At 69.0% G+C, this 23,478-nt stretch carries 16 protein-coding genes and 6 pseudogenes; 10 read left to right on the forward strand and 12 right to left on the reverse strand.

The genetic code is table 11. The features are described 5' to 3' along the window. Nucleotides 1-112 precede the first annotated feature (112 nt). A pseudogene (locus tag ABZ656_RS34950) lies at nt 113-360 on the forward strand (alpha/beta hydrolase); the annotation flags it as partial. 371 nt (nt 361-731) lie between these two features. Here ABZ656_RS34950 and ABZ656_RS34955 read toward each other — a convergent pair. From ABZ656_RS34955 to ABZ656_RS34970, 4 genes and pseudogenes are all read right to left on the reverse strand, one after another. Beyond that, nucleotides 732-1,421 (reverse strand): annotated as a pseudogene (locus tag ABZ656_RS34955) (IS110 family transposase); the annotation flags it as partial. 580 nt (nt 1,422-2,001) lie between these two features. Continuing rightward, nucleotides 2,002-3,168: a thiolase family protein gene (locus tag ABZ656_RS34960; protein WP_101407265.1), complete on the reverse strand. Its 1,167-nt coding sequence runs from the start codon at nt 3,166-3,168 to the stop codon at nt 2,002-2,004. A gap of 1 nt (nt 3,169) precedes the next feature. After that, nucleotides 3,170-3,841 carry a 3-oxoacid CoA-transferase subunit B gene (locus ABZ656_RS34965; protein WP_101407266.1) on the reverse strand — a complete coding sequence of 224 codons (672 nt, stop codon included), beginning with the start codon at nt 3,839-3,841 and terminating at the stop codon, nt 3,170-3,172. Then, the gene (locus tag ABZ656_RS34970; RefSeq protein WP_101407267.1) at nt 3,838-4,581 is read right to left on the reverse strand and encodes a 3-oxoacid CoA-transferase subunit A; all 744 of its coding nucleotides are present in this window, start codon (nt 4,579-4,581) and stop codon (nt 3,838-3,840) included. Before ABZ656_RS34970 ends, ABZ656_RS34965 begins: the two co-directional genes overlap by 4 nt. A gap of 399 nt (nt 4,582-4,980) precedes the next feature. Between ABZ656_RS34970 and ABZ656_RS34975 the strand changes: the two genes are divergently transcribed. After that, nucleotides 4,981-5,574, forward strand: coding sequence for a CGNR zinc finger domain-containing protein (locus tag ABZ656_RS34975; RefSeq protein ID WP_101407268.1), 594 nt, complete (start codon nt 4,981-4,983; stop codon nt 5,572-5,574). Between the two features lie 35 nt (nt 5,575-5,609). Here ABZ656_RS34975 and ABZ656_RS34980 read toward each other — a convergent pair whose 3' ends face one another. Further along, nucleotides 5,610-6,458, reverse strand: coding sequence for an MBL fold metallo-hydrolase (locus tag ABZ656_RS34980; RefSeq protein ID WP_360273387.1), 849 nt, complete (start codon nt 6,456-6,458; stop codon nt 5,610-5,612). A gap of 219 nt (nt 6,459-6,677) precedes the next feature. Here ABZ656_RS34980 and ABZ656_RS34985 point away from each other — a divergent pair, with 219 nt between their 5' ends. The 3 genes from ABZ656_RS34985 (at nt 6,678) to ABZ656_RS34995 (ending at nt 9,541) form a co-directional block, all read left to right on the forward strand. Further along, nucleotides 6,678-7,853, forward strand: a complete 1,176-nt coding sequence (locus ABZ656_RS34985) for an alpha/beta hydrolase (RefSeq protein WP_360273390.1) — start codon at nt 6,678-6,680, stop codon at nt 7,851-7,853. A gap of 2 nt (nt 7,854-7,855) precedes the next feature. Then, on the forward strand, nt 7,856-8,773 hold the full coding sequence (locus tag ABZ656_RS34990; protein WP_360273393.1) for an alpha/beta hydrolase: 918 nt from the start codon (nt 7,856-7,858) through the stop codon (nt 8,771-8,773). 318 nt (nt 8,774-9,091) lie between these two features. Next, on the forward strand, nt 9,092-9,541 hold the full coding sequence (locus tag ABZ656_RS34995; protein ID WP_360273396.1) for an AraC family transcriptional regulator: 450 nt from the start codon (nt 9,092-9,094) through the stop codon (nt 9,539-9,541). Nucleotides 9,542-10,183: 642 nt separating this feature from the next. Here ABZ656_RS34995 and ABZ656_RS35000 read toward each other — a convergent pair. Beyond that, the gene (locus tag ABZ656_RS35000) at nt 10,184-11,119 is read right to left on the reverse strand and encodes a nuclear transport factor 2 family protein (RefSeq protein ID WP_360273428.1); all 936 of its coding nucleotides are present in this window, start codon (nt 11,117-11,119) and stop codon (nt 10,184-10,186) included. Nucleotides 11,120-11,182: 63 nt separating this feature from the next. Further along, the gene (locus tag ABZ656_RS35005) at nt 11,183-11,965 is read right to left on the reverse strand and encodes an MBL fold metallo-hydrolase (protein WP_101407274.1); all 783 of its coding nucleotides are present in this window, start codon (nt 11,963-11,965) and stop codon (nt 11,183-11,185) included. A gap of 293 nt (nt 11,966-12,258) precedes the next feature. Between ABZ656_RS35005 and ABZ656_RS35010 the strand changes: the two genes are divergently transcribed. From ABZ656_RS35010 to ABZ656_RS35025, 4 genes and pseudogenes are all read left to right on the forward strand, one after another. Next, a complete protein-coding gene (locus ABZ656_RS35010; protein ID WP_360273400.1) occupies nt 12,259-13,083 on the forward strand; it encodes an AraC family transcriptional regulator in 825 nt (274 codons plus the stop codon). 738 nt (nt 13,084-13,821) lie between these two features. After that, nucleotides 13,822-14,319, forward strand: a pseudogene (locus ABZ656_RS35015) (transposase); the annotation flags it as partial. Nucleotides 14,320-14,563: 244 nt separating this feature from the next. After that, nucleotides 14,564-14,908 carry a hypothetical protein gene (locus ABZ656_RS35020; RefSeq protein ID WP_360273402.1) on the forward strand — a complete coding sequence of 115 codons (345 nt, stop codon included), beginning with the start codon at nt 14,564-14,566 and terminating at the stop codon, nt 14,906-14,908. 408 nt (nt 14,909-15,316) lie between these two features. Further along, nucleotides 15,317-17,146 carry a DUF3533 domain-containing protein gene (locus ABZ656_RS35025; protein ID WP_101407276.1) on the forward strand — a complete coding sequence of 610 codons (1,830 nt, stop codon included), beginning with the start codon at nt 15,317-15,319 and terminating at the stop codon, nt 17,144-17,146. A gap of 98 nt (nt 17,147-17,244) precedes the next feature. Here ABZ656_RS35025 and ABZ656_RS35030 read toward each other — a convergent pair. Together ABZ656_RS35030 and ABZ656_RS35035 are read right to left on the reverse strand one after the other, a co-directional pair. Beyond that, nucleotides 17,245-17,376, reverse strand: a pseudogene (locus ABZ656_RS35030) (TerD family protein); the annotation flags it as partial. Between the two features lie 273 nt (nt 17,377-17,649). Beyond that, nucleotides 17,650-17,948: pseudogene (locus ABZ656_RS35035) on the reverse strand (transposase); the annotation flags it as partial. Here ABZ656_RS35035 and ABZ656_RS35040 point away from each other — a divergent pair. After that, a pseudogene (locus ABZ656_RS35040) lies at nt 17,922-18,593 on the forward strand (ATP-binding cassette domain-containing protein); the annotation flags it as partial. The pseudogenes ABZ656_RS35035 and ABZ656_RS35040 sit on opposite strands and share 27 nt — an antisense overlap. A 439-nt stretch (nt 18,594-19,032) precedes the next feature. On the opposite strand, the gene ABZ656_RS35045 reads toward ABZ656_RS35040, so the two are convergent. The 3 genes from ABZ656_RS35045 to ABZ656_RS35055 all read right to left on the reverse strand — a co-directional run bounded on the left by ABZ656_RS35045 (nt 19,033) and on the right by ABZ656_RS35055 (nt 23,474). Further along, the gene (locus ABZ656_RS35045; RefSeq protein ID WP_101407281.1) at nt 19,033-20,289 is read right to left on the reverse strand and encodes an aldehyde dehydrogenase family protein; all 1,257 of its coding nucleotides are present in this window, start codon (nt 20,287-20,289) and stop codon (nt 19,033-19,035) included. A 752-nt stretch (nt 20,290-21,041) separates the two neighbouring features. Beyond that, on the reverse strand, nt 21,042-21,842 hold the full coding sequence (locus ABZ656_RS35050; RefSeq protein ID WP_360273406.1) for an SDR family oxidoreductase: 801 nt from the start codon (nt 21,840-21,842) through the stop codon (nt 21,042-21,044). 210 nt (nt 21,843-22,052) lie between these two features. Further along, nucleotides 22,053-23,474, reverse strand: a complete 1,422-nt coding sequence (locus tag ABZ656_RS35055; protein WP_360273408.1) for an aldehyde dehydrogenase family protein — start codon at nt 23,472-23,474, stop codon at nt 22,053-22,055. Between the last annotated feature and the right edge of the window lie 4 nt (nt 23,475-23,478).

The following is a 23,478-nucleotide window of genomic DNA, read 5'->3' on the forward strand; positions in this document are numbered from 1 at the left end:
CGACTGCCTGTACCAACGAGCTCCGTTGCTCTACGTCGGAAACTCGCCAACTCCCCTTGCGTGACCTGCGAAAACCCTAACTACCCGGCCTTGGGGTAACGCCCGCCAAGCCCTCGCCCCGCGCGCGGGACTCGACGGCCACGAGGGAACCCTGCGCTACCTCCTGACAGGCAACGGCGCCCCCTTGGTCCTGCTGCACACTGTGCGCACTCAGGCGAGCACTTCCGCCACCTCATTCCGCTGATCGCGGCGGTACACCGTGTACGCCTCGATCTGCCGGGGATGGGCTACTCCGAGATCGTCCCCGGGGCGTCGTACGACGAGCCGGCCCTGCGCGCGGGCGTCGAGCGGCTCCTCTCGTCGGCCGGTGATCAGAACCGATCGTGTTCAGCCGAGGGTCTCGTGCCGGCCGGGCCCTCGTGCGCGGGAGGTCGGTAGATGAGAGGTCTCCGTGCCGGCGGCTCGGAAGGCGCACTACCCAGCGGATGATCACGACGTGCCGGAAACGGAGGGCCGGTTGCGCACCGCCTCAATGCAGTGGGAGTCGAGCTCCGGGTCAGGACCAGACGTCCTCCGGCTCTCCGTCGCCGTCGTGCACCACCATTAGGTCAGGACCTTCACGAGAGGGTGGGCCCCAGCAGGGCGGCGGCCCGCGTTTCCAGCTCCTCACGGCGCCTGAGCGTGACGGCGAGGGACTCTGCCAGGCCGGAGACGATCTCTGTCGCAGCGATGGTGCCGGGAACCTCGACCGTCTGCTCGGCCAGCGCCTGGGTGATCTGCTCGGCCAGGTGGTCGGCACTGCGCATCCGTGGTGCGGCGGCCAGCATGACGTGGATCATCTGCTCGGTGCCCGCTTCGGCGAGGGCGGCCGGAGAGCCGAAGTCCTGCAGCAGGGTCAGGACGGCCGGGTGCCGCAGACGTGGCCCCAGGACCCGTTCGAGGGCCGGATGGATCGAGGTGAGCAGTCCGCGCAGCCGGTTGGAGGTGCGGGTGGCGTCCTGGGCGAGGTCGTCGTCGTATCCCAGGACCATGGTCAGCTCGGCCCGCACGCTGTCGACGGGCTCGATGCTGTGCAGCAGGTGGGGCAGGGTGCGAGCGGCGTCGGCGATGACGTAGGCGTCGCGGGCGTCGGTCTTGCCGGTGCCGGGGTGCAGATCGGCCAGCCGGCGCACCGACAGGCCCGGCAGGTAGGCGACTTCACATCCACACGCGCGGGCGACGGTGACCGCCATTGTGCCGATGGAGGCCGGCTGGTCGACCACGACCAGGACCTTTCCCTTGCGTTGGAGTCGGGCGAACAGCTGGCGAAGTGCCGGTTCGCCGTTGGGCAGCGGCTTGTCGAAGGTGGTGCGGCCATCCCGCAGCAGGGCCGTGCCGTGATGCTCCAGCTTGCCCACGTCCAGGGCGCAGAACACGTCGATCGAGGTGAAGTCGTTGCTGGTCACCGGGCTTTCCCCTCCCCCGGAGTTCCAGCCGAACGGCCCACCGGGCACCGGAGATCGGCAGCCACATGACGCAGCCCTGCCGCAAGGCGGACACGCTTCCATCAGCCACCACCCGGTGCCGCCAGGACCGGCGACAGCACCCCCCGGATCATCAAGGACAGGGGCAAGAGCAAGAGCCATACCGGCCCCGGAGGCCACGAGCCCAGTTCGGGCTCTGCTCGAAAGGTAATGGGCAGCGGGCCGTGGCCGGTCCTGTTGAGCAGACCGCCGTACGGAAAGCAGATGCGCCTGGCGATCGCCGTCCTCGACCCGCTGGCGGCGGCTCAACGTGGCCCGCTTGCGTGGTCGGCGGGGCGGAGGTGAAGACCCGGTTGCCGCGCAGGAGAGCCCACAGCACGCTCGCAGGACGTCGATCGTGTTCCAGCCCCATCGGCGGGCGGCGAAATCGCCGAAGGCTTCCGCCAAGGCTGTGCCGATGGGATAGCCGGTGTCGCCGCCGTCTATCGCTCGGTGCAAAGACGCTGCGACGGGCTCCGGCCCGTGGCTCGACCGCCCTTCACCTCTCGAGCACGACAGCGAGACCTTGGCCGACGCCGATGCAGATTGCCACGACTGCGATGCCACCACCCCGGCGGGCGAGTTCGTGGGCCGCGCGACCGATGATGCGTCCCCCTGACGCACCGAGCGGGTGCCCCATCGCGATCGCCCCTCCGTGCCCGTTCACCTTCGTCGGGTCGAGGTCGCTCCACAGCCGCAGACAGGCGAGCGACTGTGCTGCGAAGGCTTCGTTCAGCTCGACCAGATCGACGTCGGCCCATGTGCGCCCGGCACGGGCGAGTGCGCGGTTGGCCGCCTCGACGGGAGCGACTCCGAAGATGTCGGGGTCGTTGCCGAACGCCGCGCGGCCGGCGATGCGGGCGAGGGGTTCGCCGTCGAGCACGCCCTCGCGTGCGACGAGCACGGCGGAGGCGCCGTCATTGAGGGGCGAAGAGTTCCCGGCGGTCACCGTGCCGTTGGCGGCGAACGCCGGGCGCAAGCCGGCGAGTACTTCGACGGTCGATTCGTCGCGGATGCTTTCGTCGCGGGCGAGGTGGTGGCCGTCGACCTGGACGATCTCGCGGTCGAAGACGCCGTCCGCCCATGCTCGGGCGGCCAGGCGATGGCTGCGCGCCGCGAACGCGTCCTGCTCCTCACGTGAGATCCGGTGGATTCCGGCAAGCTTCTCGGCAGTCTCGCCGTTGGAGATCGTCCATTCCTTCGGCAGGCGAGGGTTGACCATTCGCCATCCGATCGACGTGTTCCACATCGTCTGGTTGCCCGCGGGGAAGGGCTTGGTGCTCTTCTCGACGACGAACGGCGCGCGGCTCATCGACTCCACGCCGCCCGCGAGCACGATGTCGGCGTCTCCTGCCTCGACGGCTCGTGACGCCTGGATGACGGCCTCGACCGAGGACCCGCACAGGCGGTTGACCGTGACTCCCGTGACTGAGGTGGGGAATCCGGCGAGCAGCGCGCCGAAGCGCGCTACGTCGCGGTTGTCCTCGCCGGCCTGGTTCGCATCGCCGAATATCACGTCGTCGATGCGCGCGGGATCAAGGCCCGTGCGCTCGACGGTCGCGCGCATGACGATCGCGGCGAGGTCGTCGGGGCGCACGTCGGCGAGGGCCTTGCCGTACCGTCCGAAGGGGGTGCGAACGGCGTCGTACACGAAGCTCGCGGGCATGTCAGTTACCTCTCAGGGATGCCGCAGCGTCGGTGACGTCGGCGAGGTTGAGTCCGGTCAGGGCGGCCAGGGAGTCCACCGTGTTGTCGCCGAACGTCTCGCGCACGCGCAGTCCGTCGGGCGTGACGTCGAACACCGCGTGATCGGTGTAGATGCGGGTCACGCAGCGCACTCCGGTCAGCGGGTAGGTGCAGGCGGCGACGAGTTTCGGCGTGCCCTGCTTGGTGAGCAGGTCGGTCATCACGTAGACCGACTTCGCGCCGATCGCGAGATCCATCGCTCCGCCGACGGCGGGAATCGCGCCGGGCTCGCCGGTCGACCAGTTGGCGAGATCGCCGGTTTCTGACACCTGGAACGCGCCGAGCACACACACGTCCAGGTGTCCGCCGCGCATCATCGCGAAGGAGTCGGCGTGGTGGAAGTACGCCGAGCCCGGCAGCGCGGTTACCGGCTGTTTGCCGGCGTTGATCAGGTCGGGGTCGACGGTGCCGGGCTCGGGTGCGGGCCCCATGCCGAGCATTCCGTTCTCGGTGTGCAGGACGATCTCGACGTCGTCCGGCAGGTAGTTGGCCACAAGGGTGGGGGCGCCGATGCCAAGGTTCACAACCGATCCCTCGGGGATGTCGGCCGCGATGCGACGAGCGAGGTCGGTGCGGCTGATGCGCGTGCTCATCGGCGCTCCTCCTGTGCCAGCGGGCTCCCCTCGGTGTCGACGCCGCCGACGAACATGCCTTCGTCGAGCCAGCGGCGTTCTCCCACCGCGACGACGTGGTCGATGAAGATGCCGGGGGTCACAACGGTCTCGGGGTCGATGTCCCCAAGCGGCACGACCTGGTCGACCTGGGCGATGGTGGTGGTCGCCGCGGCCGCCATGATCGGGCCGAAGTTGCGGGCGGTCTCGCGGTAGACAAGGTTGCCCCAGCGGTCGGCCCGCAGGGCGCTGATCAAGGCGACATCAGCTCGGATCGGGTATTCGAGCACATAGTCGCGGCCGTCGATCGTGCGCACCTCCTTGCCCTCCGCGAGCTGCGTGCCGACGCCCGTCGGCGAAAAGAATGCGCCGATACCCGCGCCCGCGGCACGGATACGTTCGGCGAGATTCCCCTGCGGCACGAGCTCCAGCTCGATTTCTCCCGCGCGGTAGAGACCGTCGAACACCCATGAGTCGCTTTGCCTCGGGAAGGAGCAGATGATCTTCCGTACCCTTCGCGCCGCAAGAAGCGCGGCAAGACCCGTGTCGCCGTTGCCTGCGTTGTTGTTGACGACGGTCAGGTCGCGTGCGCCATGGGAGATGAGTGCGTCGATCAGCTCCACCGGCTGGCCCGCGCGGCCGAATCCACCAATCATCACGGTGGCGCCGTCGCGGATTCCTGAGACGGCGGTCGCTGTGTCCTCGACGGTCTTGTCGATCATTGTTCCTCCACGCGTTCGGGCATCGCGCGACCTCTCAAGCGATTTCACATGGCCGGCCCGCGTGGTGACGGTGCACGACGATCGACACCTTCCGACGTAGGCATAACCTCTATGCTTATGTCATATCACACCGTGGGCGCCTCGGGCAGGGTCGATGAGCGTGAAGTGCAGCGCCCCTCGGTCAGCCGCCGCCGGACAGGTCACGGGCGAGCGCCGAGCAGGTGGCCGAGCACGACCGGGGCAGGGGCGCCCATCACCTGGGCTGGGCCGGGTCTTACGGTCACCGCGCGATGCCGGGCACTCGCCGGCGCGTCGAACGCATGGCATCGCCGTTAGGGTCTTTTCGGCGGCGATCCCGTTCTCCTCGCCAATGAAGACTGGAGCTAATAAGCTATGCCTATGTCTGAACTCGCGAGCGAGCGCTACACCGACCGCATCGCCACCGGACCGCTCATCCTCGTCCAGGAGGTCCTGAACACTCGCGCCGCCGGCAAGCCCGCGCTCGAGGATCTGCTCTCGACGCCGGATTCTGCGACGTCGTGGCTCTCCAGCGCGCTGGACGAATGGAGTCGACGTAACGGGGCGGAGGCGCCGACGATCGAAGTCGATGAACCGGGGCTGGTGCGGCTTCAGCAGCTACGCGCGTCGCTGCAGATGACCGTGTCGGGTGCAGTGCGCGACACTCCGGTCCGATCCGCACCGAAGGGGGTGAGCGGCGCACTCGAGGTTCGGATCGACGCCGATGGCGTCTTCTCGCTGGCGCCACGCGGCAAGGACGTCCCGTGGGTCGTCGCGGCCGTGCTGAACGAGATCACGAACGCCCAACTGACGGGTACGTGGCGTCGTCTGAAGATGTGCCGTAACCAGGTCTGCTCGGTTGCGTTCTATGACGGCACGAACCCCAACAACGGCGTCTGGCACGACGTGCGCATTTGCGGTAACGCAGTGAACCTGCGGGCCTCGCGGCAGCGTCGGGCGGCCGCGCGCGCGTAGCGCGCCGCAGGCCGACCGACCGGCGCGCCGCCTGCTCAGCCTTTCGCTGCCCGGCAGGAGCCCCACAGCGCACCGGGATTGATGCGCGACGGGTGACGCTCCAGCATGTACTCGTAGAGCTCGAGTGTGCTGCCGGTGCGACGCACCCCGCTGTTGAAATCAAGGATGTAGCGACGGGTCTCCTCGATGTGACGGGGATCGTCATCGGCAGTCTGATCCTTGTGGCCCGCGACAATCGCGGTCGGCGCCAGCGCCTCAACCGTGTCGAGAGCCCTCAGCCACTCGGCTCGCCCGTCCGCATCCGATGCCGCGAGCATGAGGTGCACGTTGTTGTAGATCACGTCGCCGGCAACGACCAGGCCCAGGTCGGACACGTGCAGGCAGGTGGTGTTGTCGCTGTCGGTGTGTCCCAGGCGGACCGGGCGGACCTCCGCCCCGCCCACAGTCAGGACCTCGCCCTCGAGCGGTTCGGCGAGTACGAGTCGCTCAGGGATCTGCTCGGGGAACCAAGCGCGCCAGACCGCCTTGAGGACCTCGGGCGAGGACTGGTAGGCCATGTCCTCGACGACCTCGGGCAGCGCGAAGGCGCGCGCACCGGGGTACTGCTGCAGAACGGCTCCGAGACCGAACCAGTGGTCCCCGTGGCCATGCGTGACGTACACGCTCGTCACCGGGGCGTCACGCTCGCTGAGCCACCGCAGCAGGCCCTCCGACTGAGCGATCGTGAAGAGCGGATCCACCAGCAGCGCCTCTCCCCCGTTCGAGATGAGGATGCTCGACGTCGGCGACCAGGAACGCTCGCTCTGATCGGGCGGCACGTCGGAGTTGGTGGTCGGCATACCGTCCGCGATGTGCACGGCGTAGGTCAAGGCGTTCGACGTCATTGGTGGACTCCTCGGATTCTCGGATGGTCGCTCCCACTCCGGCCGGAACGCGGAGGAAGCCGGAAGGCCCGGTCCTCATTCCGTCGATCACAGAGCGACGACATTGACGCAAGCATAGACCCTATGCTTACGTCAGAGAGCTCGCGTCGGCCGAGAATCTCGAGAGCCACCGGCTCCGATTCGTCGCCGCAAGAGAGCGATCGTCAAAGGAGACACGAGATGAACAGCCCAGCGACGAAGGCGCCGACCGCGGTGCTCGTCCACGGATACCTGGACGACGGCGCCATCTGGAACAGCGTCCGCACCGTCCTCGACGAGCGGTCGATCCCCTCGATCGCGTTCGAGCTCGCCGGGATGGGTGCGCGCGCCTCGGATCAAGGGCCGTTCACACTCGCTCGCTGGGCCGACGACCTCGAGAGCGTCGTGCGCACGACGGAGGGCCCCGTCGTGCTCGTCGGCCACAGCATGGGGAGCCAGATCGCCGAGCTCGTCGCCGCCCGCTTGGCCGAGCAGGTGCGTTCTCTCGTCCTGGTCAACCCGATCCCACTGGCGGGCACTCACCTGCCCCCGGAGCAGATCGTCCCCTTCCAGGCACCGGATCTCGGACTCGACGCGCAGCGCGCCTTCCGCGGTGCGCTCGCCACCGCGTTCCCGGACGAGGAAAATGACCGGCTCGCCCAAGTGGCGCTGCACGTCGCCCCGTCGACGATCTCCGACACGGCGACGGCATGGAACGACGGCCACTCGGACGGACAGCAGCCCAGCAAGTTCCACGGGAGCGTCGCCATCCTGCGCGGCGAGAACGACCCCTTCGTCACAGAAGAGATCGTCTCCGCGTATGTCGCGCCCCGCTTCCCCGGCGCCACCTCGCAGGCGATCGCCGGCGCAGGTCACTGGGCGCACGCCGAGAACCCGGCGGCGGTCGCCGCCGCCATCACCACGGTCGCCGAAAAGATCGCGTCGGACTCCGCCGACGGCCGCCCGGCCAAGGCCTGGACGAGTGCGTTCGAGCAGCGCACCGAGGACTCCTTCGCGGCGGCCCTCTCGCCGAACGTGCGGATGGAGGCGAGCGCGCTCGCCAAGCCGCTGGAGCGCAAGGAGCAGGTCGAGGCCCTCATGGCCGGGGTGAGCTCCGTGTACGAACGGCTCGAGTTCGTCCGGAAGGTGCAGGACGGGCCGCGGACGTATCTGGAGTGGGAGGCCAGCGCGTTCGGCGGCTTCGAGATGAAGGGGATCACGATCCTCACGCGTGATGACGAAGGGCTCATCACGGAGATCGCCATCCACCACCGCCCCCTCGGCGCCGTGGTGCAGATCAACGCGAAGGTCGGGGCGGCCCTGACCGCGGCCGGCCTCATCCCCGCCGAGTACTTCAACTTCACGGAAGGCGAATGACCATGACGGAACGCATCGACGTAGAGTTCACGGCGGACGGGGGCGTGACTCTGCGCGGCTGGCTCTACCTGCCGGACGCCGAGGGCCCGCGCCCCGCGATCACGATGGCGCACGGATTCGGCGGCAACCGCGAGATGGGCCTCGACCCGTACGCGCGCAAGTTCGCCGACGCCGGGTTCGTGGTGCTCGTCCACGATCACCGCACGTTCGGCGCCAGCGACGGCGAGCCCCGCAACGACGTCGACCCGTGGCGTCAGATCGCGGACTGGCGCCGCGCGATCAGCTTCCTGGAGGCCCGGCCGGAGGTCGACGCGGACCGCATCGGGGTGTGGGGCACGAGCTTCGCGGGCGGTCATGCGATCGTGCTCGGCGCGACCGAGGTGCGGATCAAGTGCGTGGTGTCGCAGGTGCCCACCATCAGCGGATTCGAGCAGTGGCAGCGCAGGGTCCCGCCGGAGCGCATCGCCGCCTTCGAGCTCGCCCAGGCCGACGACGAACGCGCCCAGGCCGCCGGCGGTGAACTGCGCTACCAGACCTCCATCGGCGACGATCCGGCCGACCCGGCCCTGTACACCAGCCCGGACGCGCTGCGCTTCTACCGTGACCTGGTTCCGCCGGGCCGCGAGAACAACACGGTGACGTTGCGCTCCAGCCGGGCCGCGCGGCTGTACGAGCCGGGCGTATGGATCACTCGGGTCTCGCCCAAGCCGCTCATGATGATCGTCGGGACCGGCGAGACGGTGATCCCGGCCGACATCCAGCTCGCCGCCTTCGAGCGGGCGCTGGCCCCGAAGGAGCTGGTGCTGCTGCCCGGCGGGCACTTCGACGCCTACAAGGTGCACTTCGAGGAATCCAGCGGCGCCGCGCTGTCGTGGTTCCAAACTCACCTCGACCCGGTCCCGGCCTCAACCGGCTCGTGAGACGGAGGCGGTTCCGGCCACTGCTGGAACCGCCTCCCCAGGCGGGTGACCGCCGCCGCCTCTCTCCCTGACGGAGCGCTTCCGGAACGTTGCAGCCACGGTCACGCGCCACCTGGCACGGTCGGCCATGACATGGGCCTCGTCGAGTGCCGTACCGACCCGTTCACCGCCGCCGTGTGTGTACCGGCGCGGACATGCAGAAGACCCGTCGCAGGCGGCGGCTGTAGCGCTTGCGGCAGTGCAGGGTGGAGTGCTCGCGCCGGCATCTGAGGCGCGCCCGCGGCGATCGCGGTCGGCGAGCGTACGCAGGACAGCCGGTTGGCGAGCGGAGAGTGCCACATCGCCGTCCTGCGACACCTGCTGTCCGTGCTGGTGCTCCGGCTGGCCGACCGGCCGGGTGGGCTTCCCAGCACTACGGAAGACAGCGACACCTTCCGCCGATTCCGCGAGGCGGTCGAGCATGACTTCACCAAGACCCGTGAGGTCGCTGACTACGCCAGAAACCTGGGCTACTCCCCGCGCATGCTCACGAGGGCAACCGCATCCGCGGCCGGTACCAGCGCCAAGGGGTTCATCGACGAACGAGTCATGCTGGAGGCCAAGCGCCGCCTGGCCCACAGCGACGAGCCCGCCGTCCGTATTGCCGCACACCTCGGCTTCAGCAGTGCCACCAACTTCAGCAAATACTTCCAGTCCCGAGCCGGACAGAGCCCGATCCAGTTCAGGAACGCGTCCCGACAGGTCTCACGTCCGCAAGGTGAGCCCTGACGCTGCGGACGTGCGTCATGCGGATTCGGCTCCCTCTTCCGGCAAGGGCGTGGCGAAAAGGGTGGACTCCGAAGTCCACCCAGTCGCCGAGGAGATCAGAGCCCGAAGTCGCCCGGCCAGAGGTGTTCTCGAGGGCTTCGCGTGGGCGGATGTGGCAGTTGACCAGCACGCCGAGGCCCTTGCGCAGGGCGGCCAAGTCGCGGATCTGGGCCGCGGGCAGCATCGGACAAGCGTTGAAGTCGAACTCCTCCACGACGGCCAGGGGCACGCCGATGGGAGGCGCCGCCAACGGAGCGGGCACGGCGCCGGTGCTCCCCATCCGGCCGCCGACTGCGGACGTGCATCACCGACCTGGCGGACTGCGCTCCGTCGTCGGCCCCTGCGGTGAGCTCCGTCCGCGTGTCCGGGCGAGGTCGCCGGAGCACACGGACGGACCGATGGACGGCCCGCTGCGGGCCGTCCGGGGCACGGCACGGTCGCCGTCAGTCGACGGTGCCGCATGCGTCGCCCCGACGCTTCCCGTCCCGATCCGTGTGCCGCAGCGGCCGTAATCCGGCGTGGTGAAAGCGAGATCCCACCCGCCAGGCGAGGAACCTACTGGAACGCAAAGGGGCGTTCTGTTTTCGTGAACGCCCCTCAGATTCAGAACATCGTGTTGTCGTTGGCGGAAGTGGCCGGCACGTCCTGAAGCACGTCCCAGTGCTCGACGATCTTCCCGCCCTGTACCCGGAACAGATCCACGACGGCCTGCCCGCGCTCGCCGGGCGCGTTCACGTAGTGACTGTGGACGGCGACCAGATCCCCCTCGGCGACAACGCGCTTGCGGGAGACGGTCAGCTCCGGGAACGCCCGGAAGTACGCCCCAAGCCCCTCCCGCGCACCGGCCACACCATCCGCGATGCCGGGATTGTGCTGGTGGTACCCGGCGCTCCAGTACAGGTCGAGCGCGGACAGATCCTTGTCGACGATGAGCCGGTCGAATGCCTTGGTGACGAGCTTCTTGTTGGAGGCGGTGAGCCACCGCGGACCAGGTTGCCCGGTCTGCGGCCGACTGACTGTGGAGAACATGTCGTTGCCGTTGACACTGCTGTCGGGGACGTTCTGCCCGGTGTCCCAATGCTCGGCGATCTTGCCGCCCTGGAACCGGAAAATGTCGAATACGGCCGAGCCTCGACTTCCCGGCGTCAGTACGAGGTTGGAGTGCACCACGACGAGGTCGTTCTCGGAGATGACCCGCTTGATGTCGTACTTGGCGTCGGGGAACTGCTGATGCATCCCGACAGCCAAGTTCTTCAACGCCTCGGAGCCATCGGGCGCGAGGGGGTTGTGCTGGATGTAGTCGGCCCGCACGAACCTGTCCACGACCGCGGTGTCACCCCGCTCGAACGCCCCCTTGAGGACGCGTACGGCAACGGTCTTCTGGTAGTCGAGCCGGGCACCGCCCTCGACGTGCCCGAAGGCGTGATCCCCGCTGGTGGGGGGCGAGGCGACGGCGGGTACGGTCGCGGCGCCCAGCAGGGCGGATGTGGCGACCGTGGCGACGAGGACGCGACGGGTGGCCGTGCGCCGGCTGGACATGTGGGAAGTCACGATGTTCCCCCTCTTGGGACTTGGGCGCTTTCCTGGAAGGTCGGAGCCGACTCAGTTCTTGGGGCCGAACATGTAGGCGTTGGCGACGTCGATGAGGGCTGCGCCCTGGTAGGCGGGGTAGCGCTCGGTGATGGCCTTCTTGTAGGCGTCGCCGTCGTCACCGAGCAGCTCCCGGCCGGCGTTGACGTAGTCGGTGAGCTCGGCCCAGATGGCGGGTGTGGTCGGCTCGCCGTGGCCGGGCAGGATGGTGTCGTACTCGGTCTCGGCTGCGAAGCGGTCGATGTTGGCCTGCCAGCCGTCGAAGTCCTTGTCCAGGAACCACAGGTGGGTGCGGTTGTAGACGACGTCCTGAGCGACCAGGACACCCTCCTCGGGCAGCTTGATCACGAGGGTGGTGTGGATCTCGCCGCCGGTGACCTTCTCGAACACGAACGGGATGCCGTCGATGACCTCGGTGCCCGGGGTGATCTCCACGGTCGGAGTCATGTCGGCGAGCGGGATCGCGGCGCCGGTGGGCAGGTCCGTCTTGGCACCCATGGCGACGATCTCCGCGGTGGTCTCCGGCAGCGCGTGCACGGGGACGCCGAAGCGGGCCGCGCCCTGGTAGTGGTCCGGATGCGCATGGCTGATGACGAGGCGGTCGAGCGGCTTGCCAAGGCTCTTGGCGTAGGCGACGACCTCGTCGGCGTAGGCCAGGACGAACTGCGCGTCGACGGCGATGATCCGCGACGGCGTCTCGATCAGCTGGGTGGTGACGCCCAGGCCGTCCTCGGGCGCGCCGTAGCTGTGGATGCGGACCGAGCCCTTGTCGATGACCGTGAGGGTGCCGTGCATGACTGTGCTCCTGTCGAAATGCGGATGAGCGGTGATGAGGGGACGCGGGAAGGGGCGGATCGTTGATGGCCGGCTCACGACCGACCATCGGCCGCAACGGACACGGCCGGCTTTCCATCCCCACGGGCCCGCACCCCTGGAACAACTCCATACTGGGACGGAACCGGAGGTCCAGCGAGGTACGCTGCGGTCTCGTGATGGTCCACAGGCGACAAGCGCGGCAGAAGCCCGGTCGGCGGGAGACGGGCCTGCCGAAGGTGGTTTTCCATCCTCCGGCCGGAACCCCGGCGGGCATGGAGGTCATGACCCTGGCCGACTTCCGCGACCGCATCCGGGACTGGCCCTGGCACATCGCCACCCCGCACCGGCAGGACTTCCACGCCCTGATGCTGGTCACCGCCGGCACCCTGCGCCACCGCGTCGACTTCACCGGGTACGTACTGCCGCCCGGTTCCTGGCTGTGGATCCGGCCCGGCCAGGTGCACCAGTGGCAGAACCCTGAACAGGTCGAGGCCATCCTGATCTTCTTCCAGGAGGACTTCGTCGCCCCCGAGACCGCGGAACTGGCCGGACTCGGCACCGGCACCGCCCCGATGCCCTTGTACAGCCCCGATCCCTCGGAGGCCCCCGTACTGGCAGCTGCGGCCGAGCAACTGGCCGCGGAGTTCTCCCAGTGGGACCGCCATCCGCTGCCGGCGCACACCGCCCTGCTGCACCGCCTGCTCGACGTCGTACTCCTGCGCCTGGCCCATCTGCGGCAGCACGGCCAGGCTGCGGAATCCGCCCCCGAGCCCTTCCTGCGCTTTCGCGACGCTGTCGAACGAGGTTTCTCCCGCACCCATCGCATCGACGACTACGCCCGCGAACTCGGCTACTCCACCCGCACCCTCACCCGCGCCACCCAGACCGCGGCGGGCCTCAGCGCCAAGGACTACCTCGACCAGCGCCTCACCCTGGAGGCCAAGCGACTCCTCGCCCACGGCACCGAACCCGCCTCCACCATCGCAGCCCACCTCGGCTTCACCAGCGCCACCCACTTCGGCAAGTTCTTCCAACGCCACACCGGCCAGACCCCCCTGGCCTTCCGCGCCTCCCAACGTGCGTCGCCGCCTGCGTAGCCGCCCACGCCACCTGACTGCGTGAACGAGTTCCACGCGTCAACGCGCTCCGCCACCGGCGGTGGGCTAGTTGTGGGATCAGCAGGGCACGGTAATCGGCGTGGGCGGTGTCCGCAGGGCTGCTGTTGAAAGCGAGGGCTGCTTCGGGCGCTGGCCCGTTGAACTCATGAGCAACGGATTCCATCCCTTGGGCCAAAGCCTTGACTGGGCCGATCGCGCCAGCTCGAAAGGGGGCGTCGAACCCGGTCGCAGGTCGAGCAGGTACTGCTTGCCCGCCATGTCACCCGGGCCGGACTGAACTGCTCCGGGTCAGATGGAGGCCTCCACCGATCCTGGAGCGGTTCAGTAGCGCCGCCCCCGGGCTTGGTAGGCGAGGTCGGTCACGAACAGAACCTTGCGGCGGTCGGGCATCGCGGATCTCCACAGGTCGTGCATCGAATCAACAGGGGTGCGGGTGTGCGACCGGGTTCGGCGTCGCGTGTACAGCGTCCGTGTGCGGCGCGATCCGTAGCTGTCGTCAATCCGTGGCGAGCTCAAGCGGTCAGCGCATCACCCATCCAATGAACCGAGACTGGAGGGAATGCTCAGCCTCTTGTCCTGCAGCTGCGTCGGCAGTCAGGTCTGCGGGCCCCAGTAGCCCCAGTTGAGGGTGAAGTTCACGACGAGCATGAGCAGCATCCGGCCGCGGAGGAGATCGAGCGGGGGCGGATCGGTATGGGTCGGCACACGGCCGACGCCGTCGGGATCTCTTCCCGCATCACAGCCCACCCCGCACACGCGCGGCCTCTCACCCCGCCCTGTCAGGGCACCGGACGGCCGCCGGTGGCAACGTATCCGGACAAGCCGACGACGGTGAAGGAACTGGTCATGCAGGCCGGCCCGCAGGAGGCCCGGCCGGTGTCCTGGCGCGAGGGCTCCCGGCCGGGGAAAGGGCCGCAGCGGCTATCAAACGCATGTACTCGCGCTTCGTCGCCCTGCGCATCCGGCCCGCCGGACGCGAGATCCGCCAGGCCGCCAAGGGTGCGGAACTGCCTGGCCACCCTGGTGCGGCTGGCCAAGCTGCGCTGGCGCATCGAGCACGACTACCGGGGGATGAAACAGGCTCTGGGACTGGCCCACTTCGAAGGCCGCACCTGGAACGGCTGGCACCACCACGTCACCCTAGTCTCCGCCGCCCACGCCTTCTGCACCCTTCATAGGCTGGCACGAGCCCCAAAAGACGCGGCGCAGGACTGAGCCTCTACCAGGTCGTCCGCGAGATGCAGACACTCCTCGACCTCTGGGCCGGAACCTGCCCCACCTGCCAGCGCGACATACCCATCCCCATACGAACCTGACCAAGCCCTACTAGATCAGGCGATGGGTCAGCACGGTGAGATTGCTGCACCACCGACCGCCACGGCGCGGATCGCCGGCATGAACTCTTCGGGAGTCGAGCTGTCGGGCAGGAACCCGCTGGCACCTGTGTACAGAGCCTTGAGTGCCGGGGTACAACGTCGGCCGCGCCCAGTACCAGTACGCGGCTGGCGGCTGGGCGGGCGCTGATGCTGCGGATGACGCCCAGGCTCTCGCGGTCGAGATCTTCTGTATGCCAGACGACGATGCCCGGAGCGAGCTGCACAGTGCGGCGGATGGCGTCATGGCATGTGGTCTCGCCGATGACCTTCAGGCCGGGCAGGCTGCCCATGGCGACGCCGAGGGCTCGGCCACTGAGGGGGTGATCGTCGACGATGAGCAAGCGGGGCATGCGGGTGGTTCTTTCCTGACGCGGAGCCCTGAAGGCGTCCGAGCCGGCTGCCTTGCGAAACCGTTCGGTTTACGATAGGTCGAGACCGATCGGTTTCCAAGTACGGATGTGGGTCGCAATCAAAGCCTTGCCGGATGTGGTCACTGGTAGTAGTCGGGGATGGGCGGGGTCTCCGTCGGGGCGCTCTGCCGCGGCGAGACGCATGACAACTCCATCGGTCCGCTCGATGAGCGCGGGCCGCGTGCCCCGCTGTGCGGCGGCGCCTCGATTGGACTCTGAAAACCGTTCGGTTTACGATCAGGGTGAAACCGACCGGTTTCCTGAACTGGCCGGTCATGACCGCGATCCGTTGGGGTTGTCGAGCGGTCACTCCGTTCTCCTGTGGCCGTCCGAACCGAAGGAGTAACGGCCAGAGGGCTCCCGGCCTGCAAAGGTGCCGTCCGGTCTCCTCCCGATGTCGCCGTGCTGTCCAGATCGGAGTAAGTAATGAACGGAATTCATCCCTTCCGCGTGCTGCGTGCCAGACCCCTGTGGATAGCCAGCGGTGCCATCACGGGTGTCCTTGCCCTGCTGTTCGCTGTTCTCTATGTCGGTGCCAACATCGACCCGGTCGGCCATATGAAGAACCTGCCTGTCGGTCTGGTCAACTCCGACAAGGGGGCCGACCATGGAGGCAAGCAGGTCAACCTCGGGGCGCAGATCACTGAGTCGATCAAGAAGTCCGACGCGGGCGGAGGCAAGGTCGACTGGAAGGTGATGGATGAGAAGCATCTGAAGGTGGAGCTCGGCAAGGGCAAGCTGTACGGTGCGCTCGTCGTACCCAGCGATTTCACCTCCTCCGTCACCGCGCTGACCGGAACGGCGGTCACCACGAATCCGGTTCGTCCGCAACTCACGGTGTTGACCAACCAGTCCGCCGGCAGCCTGGGCTCCACCTTGGCACGGCAAGTGACGACGGCGGCGGCCGAGGCCTCCTCGCTCCACGTGGGCAAGCAGCTGACCGCTCAGACCCGAGCCAAGCACGCCAAGCTGTCGGCCGCGGCCCGCGTCCTGCTGGCCGATCCGGCCGCCATCACCGTGAAGGACGGCCATCCGCTCGACTCGCACAGCGGCCTGGGCCTGACGGCGTTCTACTACGCGCTCGCCCTGGTGGTGTGCGGCATGCTCTCGGCCAATGTCATCAGCGGCCAGGTGGATCACGCCCTTGGGTACACTCACAACGACATGGGCCCGCTGCGCCTGCACCGCCCGCTGATCCGGGCAACCCGGGTGCAGACCCTCGCCATCAGCAGCACCCTCATGGCCGCTCTGTCCCTGCTGATGGGCACCCTGGTCATGGTGGGCGCGGTCGGCCTCATGGGCATGGACGCCTCCCATCTGCCGCTGCTGTGGCTGTACTCCGTAGCTGCCATCGCCGTCGTCGGGATCGGGGCCCTGACGTTGCTCGCCGTCTTCGGCACACCTGGGATGTTGCTGGTCACGCTGGTCTTCATCGCCATGGCGGTGCCAACGGCCAACGCCACCGTCCCGATACAGGCGCTGCCTGGCTTCTACCGGTTCCTCGCAGAGTTCGAGCCGCTGCGGCAGATTGGCGGAGGCATCCGCTCGATCCTCTACTTTGACGCCCAGGGTGACGCCGGCCTGACCCGGGGCTGGGTCATGATGGCCGTCGGCCTCGCGGCGGCCGCGCTGTTCGGCTTCGGTGTGCTGGGGTGGTACGACCGCAAGGGGCTGCACCGCATCCCCGCCGAGACGGAGCATAAGCACGCGAAGACCGCCGCCCCGGCAGGCCCCGGGTTCCACGGCCGCGTGCGCGACAGCGAGGGCAAGCCGGTGGCCCGCGCGACGCTGGCCCTCGTCTCGCCGAGCGGCCGCCAGCTGGGCCGGACCGTGTCGCACGGCGACGGCTCGTACGCGCTGGATGCCCCGGCGGACGGCTCGTACGTCCTGATCACCGCGGCCGACGGCCACCAGCCGCAGGCAGGCACCGTAACTGCGGGCGCGGAACCGCTCACGTACGACATCGCGCTCGCCCCGACCGCCGGCGGCGCCGGACTCGAGGTCCAGGGGACCGTACGGGCCAGGTCCGACCGGCGGCCGCTCACGGACGCGCGGCTGACGCTGGTGGACACCGCCGGGAATGTGGTGCGGACGACCACCACGGACGCGGACGGCGGCTACGCGTTCACCGACCTGGCCGCCGGCGAGTACTCGCTGATCGCCAGCGGCTACGCGCCCGCGGCGTCCACACTGGTCCTCGCGAGCGGCGCCTCCGAGGGCTTTGACATCGAACTCCGGCACCCCGCCGCGGAGTAGAGCCCGGCGGGCAGCCCCGACAGCGAGGGCCGTGCGGTACCGGCCGCGCGACCCTGCGTCCGACCGGGCGCCCCCGGGGCCTCAGTTGACGGTGGCCCTCAGAGGCTGAGCCCGAAGTCCTGGGATTCCGGCCAGTCCGGAGGCGTACCCCTGCCGATGGCGCGGAACTTCCACTCGGCCCCGTTGCAGTACAGCTCGCCGAAGACCATCGCGGTCTCCGTCGACGCGTTCGGCGCGCTGGGCCGGTACGACCGCAAGGGGCTGCACCGCACCCCGGCCGAGACGAAGCACGGGAAGACCGCCGTCCCAGCGTGACGGAACGCGCTCATCGATCACCCCAGACGGGACCTTTTGTGCGGAGTGGTCCCCCGTGTGCTGCGCCCCGTGAGGACGGAGGCGCGCACACCGCACGCGCTCGGCGACGGCTCTGCGGAAGTCGTCGCAGAGCCCTCCGCTCTGGCGCGGGTGTCGGTTCGGCCGCGCACCCCGGTGCGGGTCGACATGCCGGGGTGCGGCCGTTCCTTCCGCACGATCAGCCGCGTGCCCTTGGGCCAGCCCTTGAAACAGTCCCCGTCGAGTTCGGCCACCCAGGCGCCGTCGCGGATCTCACCATCGGGCTCTATGGCCGACGTCCAGGCCGATGCCGGAACCTTGAGAACGGCCTGGTGGATGGCATCGGTGATGGTCATGCCGACCGAGTAGGACAGCCACCGCCCCCTCCGGTTGAGCCAGGCGACGAACTCGTGAGTGCCCCCGCCCGAAGGCGTTGCCGTTCAACGGTGCTGGAAAGACGACCCTGTTGCGGCTGCTCGGCGGACAGGGGCATCCCACCAGCGGCACCGTCGATGTGCTGGGCCACCGCATCGGCCGCGTCGACCTGCGCGAACTGCGGCCCCATATCGGCTTCGTGTCGCCGATGCAGGAGGTGCCGCACAAGGCGACAGCGCACACCATCGTGCTCACCGGCGCCACCGGGACCGTCCAGCCGCTGTGGCGCGAGTACGACGCAGCGACGCGAGAACGGGCCCACGAGCTGCTGGCCGAGCTGAACTGCAAGGACCTCGCCGACCGCCCGTACGCCGTCTGCTCCGGCGGACAGCGCGCCCGGATCCTCGTCGCACGGGCCCTGATCGCCGATCCGGCACTACTCCTGCTGGACGAGCCGTACAACGCACTGGACCTGCCGTCACGGGAGGACCTGATCGACGCGATGCGGGAACTCGCCTGCATCCGGCCGGAGTTGGCCACCGTCACCGTCACCCACTACCTGGAGGAGCTGCCCGACAGCACAAGCCACGCCCTGCTATTGCGCGACGGCCGGGTGCAGGCGTGCGGCACGGTCGACCAAGTAGTCACCAGCGCGTGACTCACCGCGTGTTTCGGACGCCAGATCGAGGTCGCTCGGCATGCCGACCGCTGGACTGCCCGCTCGGCACCGAGAAGGTGACGGTCGGTGCCGCACGCCTCCCCCCTCGGCATCGACCGCGTCCGCTGACGATCCTCCAAGCCGCCGCGCCCCGGCCCGAAGGTCATCGCGTCCTCCCCTCCCTGGGGAGCCGGGGCACCGCCATCCGTCGTTCCGTGGCCGCCATGAGGTCACGGCGCGGAGGGCAGCCGCTGTTGCGCCCAGAGGGTCTTGCCGTAGGCGGTGTGGCGGGTTGCCCCACCGTCCGCTGAGCCGGGCGACGAGAAGCAGACCGCGTCCGCCCTCGTTGCGCAGTGCTCGGCGCCGATCGCGCCGAAGCGCTACGGAGCCCCGCTCGCGGTCCAGGTCCTCTCAGCCGACGGGTTCGAGCCTGGGACGGAATCGTCCATATCGGTGATCTGGGATCAAGGTTCGGCGATCTGGGCGATGAAGGGTGACCGCGTCTCGATGCGGCATCGGCTCACCTGTGCAGGGACGCCGCGGGTCGAACCATGTACTGGCGCAGGTACAAGTCACGGTAGGTGACGGGGCCGCGGGGGCCGGGGACGCGGTCGATGTTGATGCCGGTTTCCGGCAGGCGCAGGAGCTTGAAGCCGTCGAGGAGGCGTGTGGTGGAGTTCCAGAAGACGCCTGAGCCACCGTAGGCGTCCATGAACTCGGCTGCGGTGTCCGGGTCGTGGGTGGCGATGGCGGCGGCCAGCCCGGAGGTCTCCTCGTTCGCGATCCGTGCTGCGTGGATCGGGCCGTCCGCCTCGTCGATCGTCACCGTTGCCGCATGATCGGAGTCCAGGGACCACTCGTAACCGCGCGCGTGGGGGTGCGGCGGCAGCGACGCAGCGATGCCCAGGTCTTCGAGCGTCTTCAGAATGCCCGGCAGCAGCTTGTCGTGGACAGCCCGGTCGATGAGGAGCAGATTGAGCCGGTTGCAGACGCCCAGCCGGTCCAGGCTGCTGGCGACCAGCTCGTGCACCAGCTTCTCGTCGGCGTCCCGGGCCACGTAGAGCACTCCGCCGCCGTCCGCGTGGGCCAGCGTGCGCACACCGTGGCGGGCGGCCTCTCGGCCGAGCTCCCGGGTGCTGTCGCCGCTGCCGCGCAGGATGACCAGAGGGATAGTCTCGGGCAGCGACACCAGCGCGTATGCCGCCGCTCGGTCCTCGCTCGGCACCAGCTGGATGGCGTCCGGGTTCAGTCCCGCGCCGGTGAGAGCGGGCGTGATCACGTGGGTGACCAGGGCCTGGGAGGAGCGCAGGGCCGCCGAACCGGTGCGCAGTACGCCGCCGTTGCGGGACTTGAGGAACTGGGACGCGACATCGAGCGTCACATTCGGACGCGCCTCGAAGTTCGCGCCGATGACCCCCACCGGACGGCGGCGCTCCAGCAGGACCAGGCCGTCGGGACGCTCCTCGAGGACGCTGTCCCGCGGCTCGTGCGGCACGTCCGCCAGCGTACGCAACGCCGCGGCCATTTCCTCAAGCCGCGGGCCGGTCAGCCGGAGGCGATCCTGCAGTGCCGCCGACATCCCGCTCGATGCGGCCGCTCGCAGGTCGGCCTGATTCGCCGCTGTCAGCACGTCGCGCGCCGTGTGCAGCCGCTCCGCCATGGCCCGCAGGGCGGTGTCGATCTCCACGTCCGACGCCCGGGCCAAGGCCGCCGAGCCCTGCGTCGCCCGGACCGCGCAGGCGTGAACCGCCTCCTGGACGGAGCTGGGCACGCTCATCTCGTTCCTGCTCACATCGGTCCCTTCATGGTCCAGACGCACTACGCGTCGGGTGACAGGAGGATCGTTCAACAATCTCCGGGCGGTGTCACTGTAAACCGCCCGGTTTCCGCCGGGCAAGGGAAAGAGTGCCGTTCCTGTCCCGTGCCGGGTGCTCAAAATCTGTCGAGGTCCGCGCCGCCTCCGGTGATCTCCTTGATGCGGGCGGCCGGGTCCTCGTTCCCGCTGTTGATCGTGTGAGTGGCGCCAACGCTCTTGGCGAACTCAAGGCGGCTGTCGACGATAAGGTCGAGCCGGGCTTCGGCTTGAGCACGTTGAGCACGCGCCCGCGCCGGTCAGGACGCCACAGCCGAGCGGGCCGAGGATGTCGAGCGGGACGGTCTCGGACACCTTCACCACGCTCCGCTCGGCGACGTTCCTCACGCCTGCGAAGGAGGACTGTCCGAAGAAGTGGGAGGAGACGGCGGAGCCGTCCTCGGTACGGAAGGCCGTGCCGCGGTCCGGGCGAGCGCCACCGAAGTTGCGCATGGCGAAGTCGGTGCAGTATGCGGGGTGGCCGGCGTTGCAGCCGGCGCAGGCACCGCAGCCGGCGAAGCTGAGCACGACGCGGTCGCCGGGCGTGATGCCGGCCGAGTACCGCCGGAAGCGGCGTGGGGTACCACTGGTCGCGCACGATCGCGTCGGTGTGACAGACACCGGTGGCGACCTGTGCAGGTCCGCACGGGCCGGTTCCGTCGCCAAGCGCGGGCGTGTCAGTGGCCGGGCCCACTCGAGCGCATCTGCCACTTGGTCAGCGCACCGAAGGCCAGAACGTTGGCTCGGCGGGTGGTGAAGCGCGAGGTCAGGGTGGTCACCCAGTTGAAGGTGCCGGAGACGACGCTGGGCGGAGGATTGCGCCGGTCCAGCGTGCGCAGTGCGGTGGTGACCACCTGGCGCGGGGTCTGCATCCGGACGCCGCGGGCCATGTCGTCGGAGCCGAGCGTGTCGAAGAACTCGGTGCGGGTGGGGCCCGGGGAGAGAGCGAGCACACGCAGGCCGGTCCCTCGCGATTCCTGCCAGAGCGCCTCGGTGAAGCTCAGCACGAAGGCCTTGGTCGCCCCGTAGACGGCGGCGTTCGGCCACGGCTGGTATCCGAGGGAGCTGGCGACGTTGACCAGGAAACCGGTCAGCTGGTCGATGAACGCCCTGGTGACGTCGACCAGGCCGGCCACGTTCAGGCCGATCTCCTGCTGGACGCGTTCCGGGTCCTCCTGGCGGAAGGGGGCGTGGGTGCCGAAGCCCGCGTTGTTGACGAGGCTGGTGACGGTGATCCCGCGCTGGGCCACCTCCTTGGCCAGCGCTTCGCCCGCGGCCGGCACGGTGAGGTCGAACGGCACCGCCGTGACGGTGACCCGGTACTTCGAGGACAGCTCGTCGGCCAGGGCCTGAAGCCGGTCCGCGCGGCGGGCGACCAGCACGAGGTTCGAGCCGCGCTCGGCGAGCAGGCGGGCGAACTCCGCGCCGAGTCCGGCGCTCGCCCCGGTGATCAGTGTGGTCTGGGTACGGTAGTCCATCTTGTTCATGGCGGTCGGGGACGCGGCGCCCTTGCGGGTTACCTGTTCCCCTTCTCCTTTCAATCCTTGCGACGGTCGGCGACCGTCATCTGGTGCCAGGACGGGCCCGAAGGCCCGCCTCGGCGATGGTCGTGACGTGTGAGGTCGTCAGCCCTGGGTGCGGGGCGATGGCCCCGTCGACAGCGCGCTCTTGCTCGTCGCCGATCCGGCTCACGTGATGCGTCGCAGGATGCGGTCCTTGCCGCGGGTGTAGGGCGGGGTGGCCACGCCCAGCGTGTCCGGCTTGAGCGGCTTGTCGAGGACGGACTTGATGTGGCTGAAGGTGTCCAGGGAGTACGAGCCGTGGTAGTGGCCCATGCCGCTCTCACCGACGCCGCCGAAGGGCAGGGCGAGCGCGCCGAGCTGGAGGAGCGAGAGGCCGAAGGCCAGGCCACCGGAGGACGTCTCCGCGGTCAGGCGCCGCTTGGAGCGCTTGGACGCGGTGAAGGCGTACAGGGCCAGCGGCTTGTCCCTTCCGGTGATGAAGGCGATGGCAGCGTCCAGGTCGGGGACGCGTACGACGGGCAGGATGGGGCCGAAGATCTCGTCGCGCATCACCGGGGAGTCGGGGTCGACGTCGGCCAGCACGGTCGGGGCGATGTAGCGGGCGTCGCGCTCGTGGTCGCCGCCCACGACGGTCCGGCCGTCGTTCAGCAGGCCGGCCAGCCGGTCGAAGTGGCGCTCGTTGACGATACGGCCGTAGTCGTTGCTGCGAGCCGGATCGGTGCCGTACATCTCGCGGACCGCCTGCGTCAGGTGCGCCTCTATCTCGGCGCCCGCCTCACCTATCGCCAGCACGTAGTCGGGTGCGACGCAGGTCTGGCCCGCGTTCATGAACTTGCCCAGGGCGATGCGGCGGGCGGCCGTCGCGAGGTCGGTGCCGGGTTCGACGACGGCGGGGCTCTTGCCGCCCAGCTCCAGGGTGACCGGGGTGAGATGACGGGCCGCGGCGGTCATCACGACGCGCCCGACCGCGCCGTTACCGGTGTAGAAGATGTGGTCGAAGCGCTGTTCCAGCAGGGCGGTCGTCTCCGGCACGCCGCCCTCGACGACAGCCACGGCCTGCGGGTCCAGGACCCGGGGCAGCCAGTGGGCGAGCACGGCCGAGGTCGAGGGGGCGACCTCGCTGGGCTTGAGGACGACGGCGTTGCCTGCGGCCAGGGCACCGATGACCGGCGCGAGCGCCAGATTGACCGGGTAGTTCCAGGGCGCGATGACCAGCACGACACCCAGCGGCTCACGCACGGTCCAGGCCCGGGACGGCATGAGCGACAGGGGCACGGAGGCTCTCTTCGGACGCAGCCACCGGTCGAGATGACTCAGGGTGTGGTCGATCTCCCTGACCAGGAAGCCGATCTCCATCATGCGCGACTCGGTCGCGCTCTTGCCGAGGTCGGTCTGCAGCGCCTGGACGAACACGTCCTCACGCTCCGTCAGCAGACGCCTCAACGCCTGCAGCTGCTGCTTCCGCCAGGCGACGGGCTTGGTGCGGCCGGTGTTGAACGTGGCCCGCAGTCGCGCGACGGTCTCCGCCGCAGGGGTCACGGTAACGGCGATGTCCGGCTGGCCGCCGGTGGGTGCGTTGGTGGTCATACCC

It is taken from the genome of Streptomyces sp. NPDC007095, assembly GCF_040634475.1.
Taxonomy (GTDB): Bacteria; Actinomycetota; Actinomycetes; order Streptomycetales; family Streptomycetaceae; genus Streptomyces.

Coding starts and splice junctions, on each gene's coding strand:
- ABZ656_RS34960 (WP_101407265.1), bottom strand. CDS start 3,168: ATGCCCGCGAGCTTCGTGTACGACGCCGTTCGCACCCCCTTCGGACGG.
- ABZ656_RS34985 (WP_360273390.1), top strand. CDS start 6,678: ATGAACAGCCCAGCGACGAAGGCGCCGACCGCGGTGCTCGTCCACGGA.
- ABZ656_RS35000 (WP_360273428.1), bottom strand. CDS start 11,119: ATGTCCAGCCGGCGCACGGCCACCCGTCGCGTCCTCGTCGCCACGGTC.
- ABZ656_RS34980 (WP_360273387.1), bottom strand. CDS start 6,458: ATGACGTCGAACGCCTTGACCTACGCCGTGCACATCGCGGACGGTATG.
- ABZ656_RS35010 (WP_360273400.1), top strand. CDS start 12,259: ATGGAGGTCATGACCCTGGCCGACTTCCGCGACCGCATCCGGGACTGG.
- ABZ656_RS35050 (WP_360273406.1), bottom strand. CDS start 21,842: ATGGACTACCGTACCCAGACCACACTGATCACCGGGGCGAGCGCCGGA.
- ABZ656_RS35055 (WP_360273408.1), bottom strand. CDS start 23,474: ATGACCACCAACGCACCCACCGGCGGCCAGCCGGACATCGCCGTTACC.
- ABZ656_RS34990 (WP_360273393.1), top strand. CDS start 7,856: ATGACGGAACGCATCGACGTAGAGTTCACGGCGGACGGGGGCGTGACT.
- ABZ656_RS35005 (WP_101407274.1), bottom strand. CDS start 11,965: ATGCACGGCACCCTCACGGTCATCGACAAGGGCTCGGTCCGCATCCAC.
- ABZ656_RS34965 (WP_101407266.1), bottom strand. CDS start 3,841: ATGAGCACGCGCATCAGCCGCACCGACCTCGCTCGTCGCATCGCGGCC.
- ABZ656_RS35045 (WP_101407281.1), bottom strand. CDS start 20,289: ATGAGCGTGCCCAGCTCCGTCCAGGAGGCGGTTCACGCCTGCGCGGTC.
- ABZ656_RS34970 (WP_101407267.1), bottom strand. CDS start 4,581: ATGATCGACAAGACCGTCGAGGACACAGCGACCGCCGTCTCAGGAATC.
- ABZ656_RS34975 (WP_101407268.1), top strand. CDS start 4,981: ATGTCTGAACTCGCGAGCGAGCGCTACACCGACCGCATCGCCACCGGA.
- ABZ656_RS35025 (WP_101407276.1), top strand. CDS start 15,317: ATGAACGGAATTCATCCCTTCCGCGTGCTGCGTGCCAGACCCCTGTGG.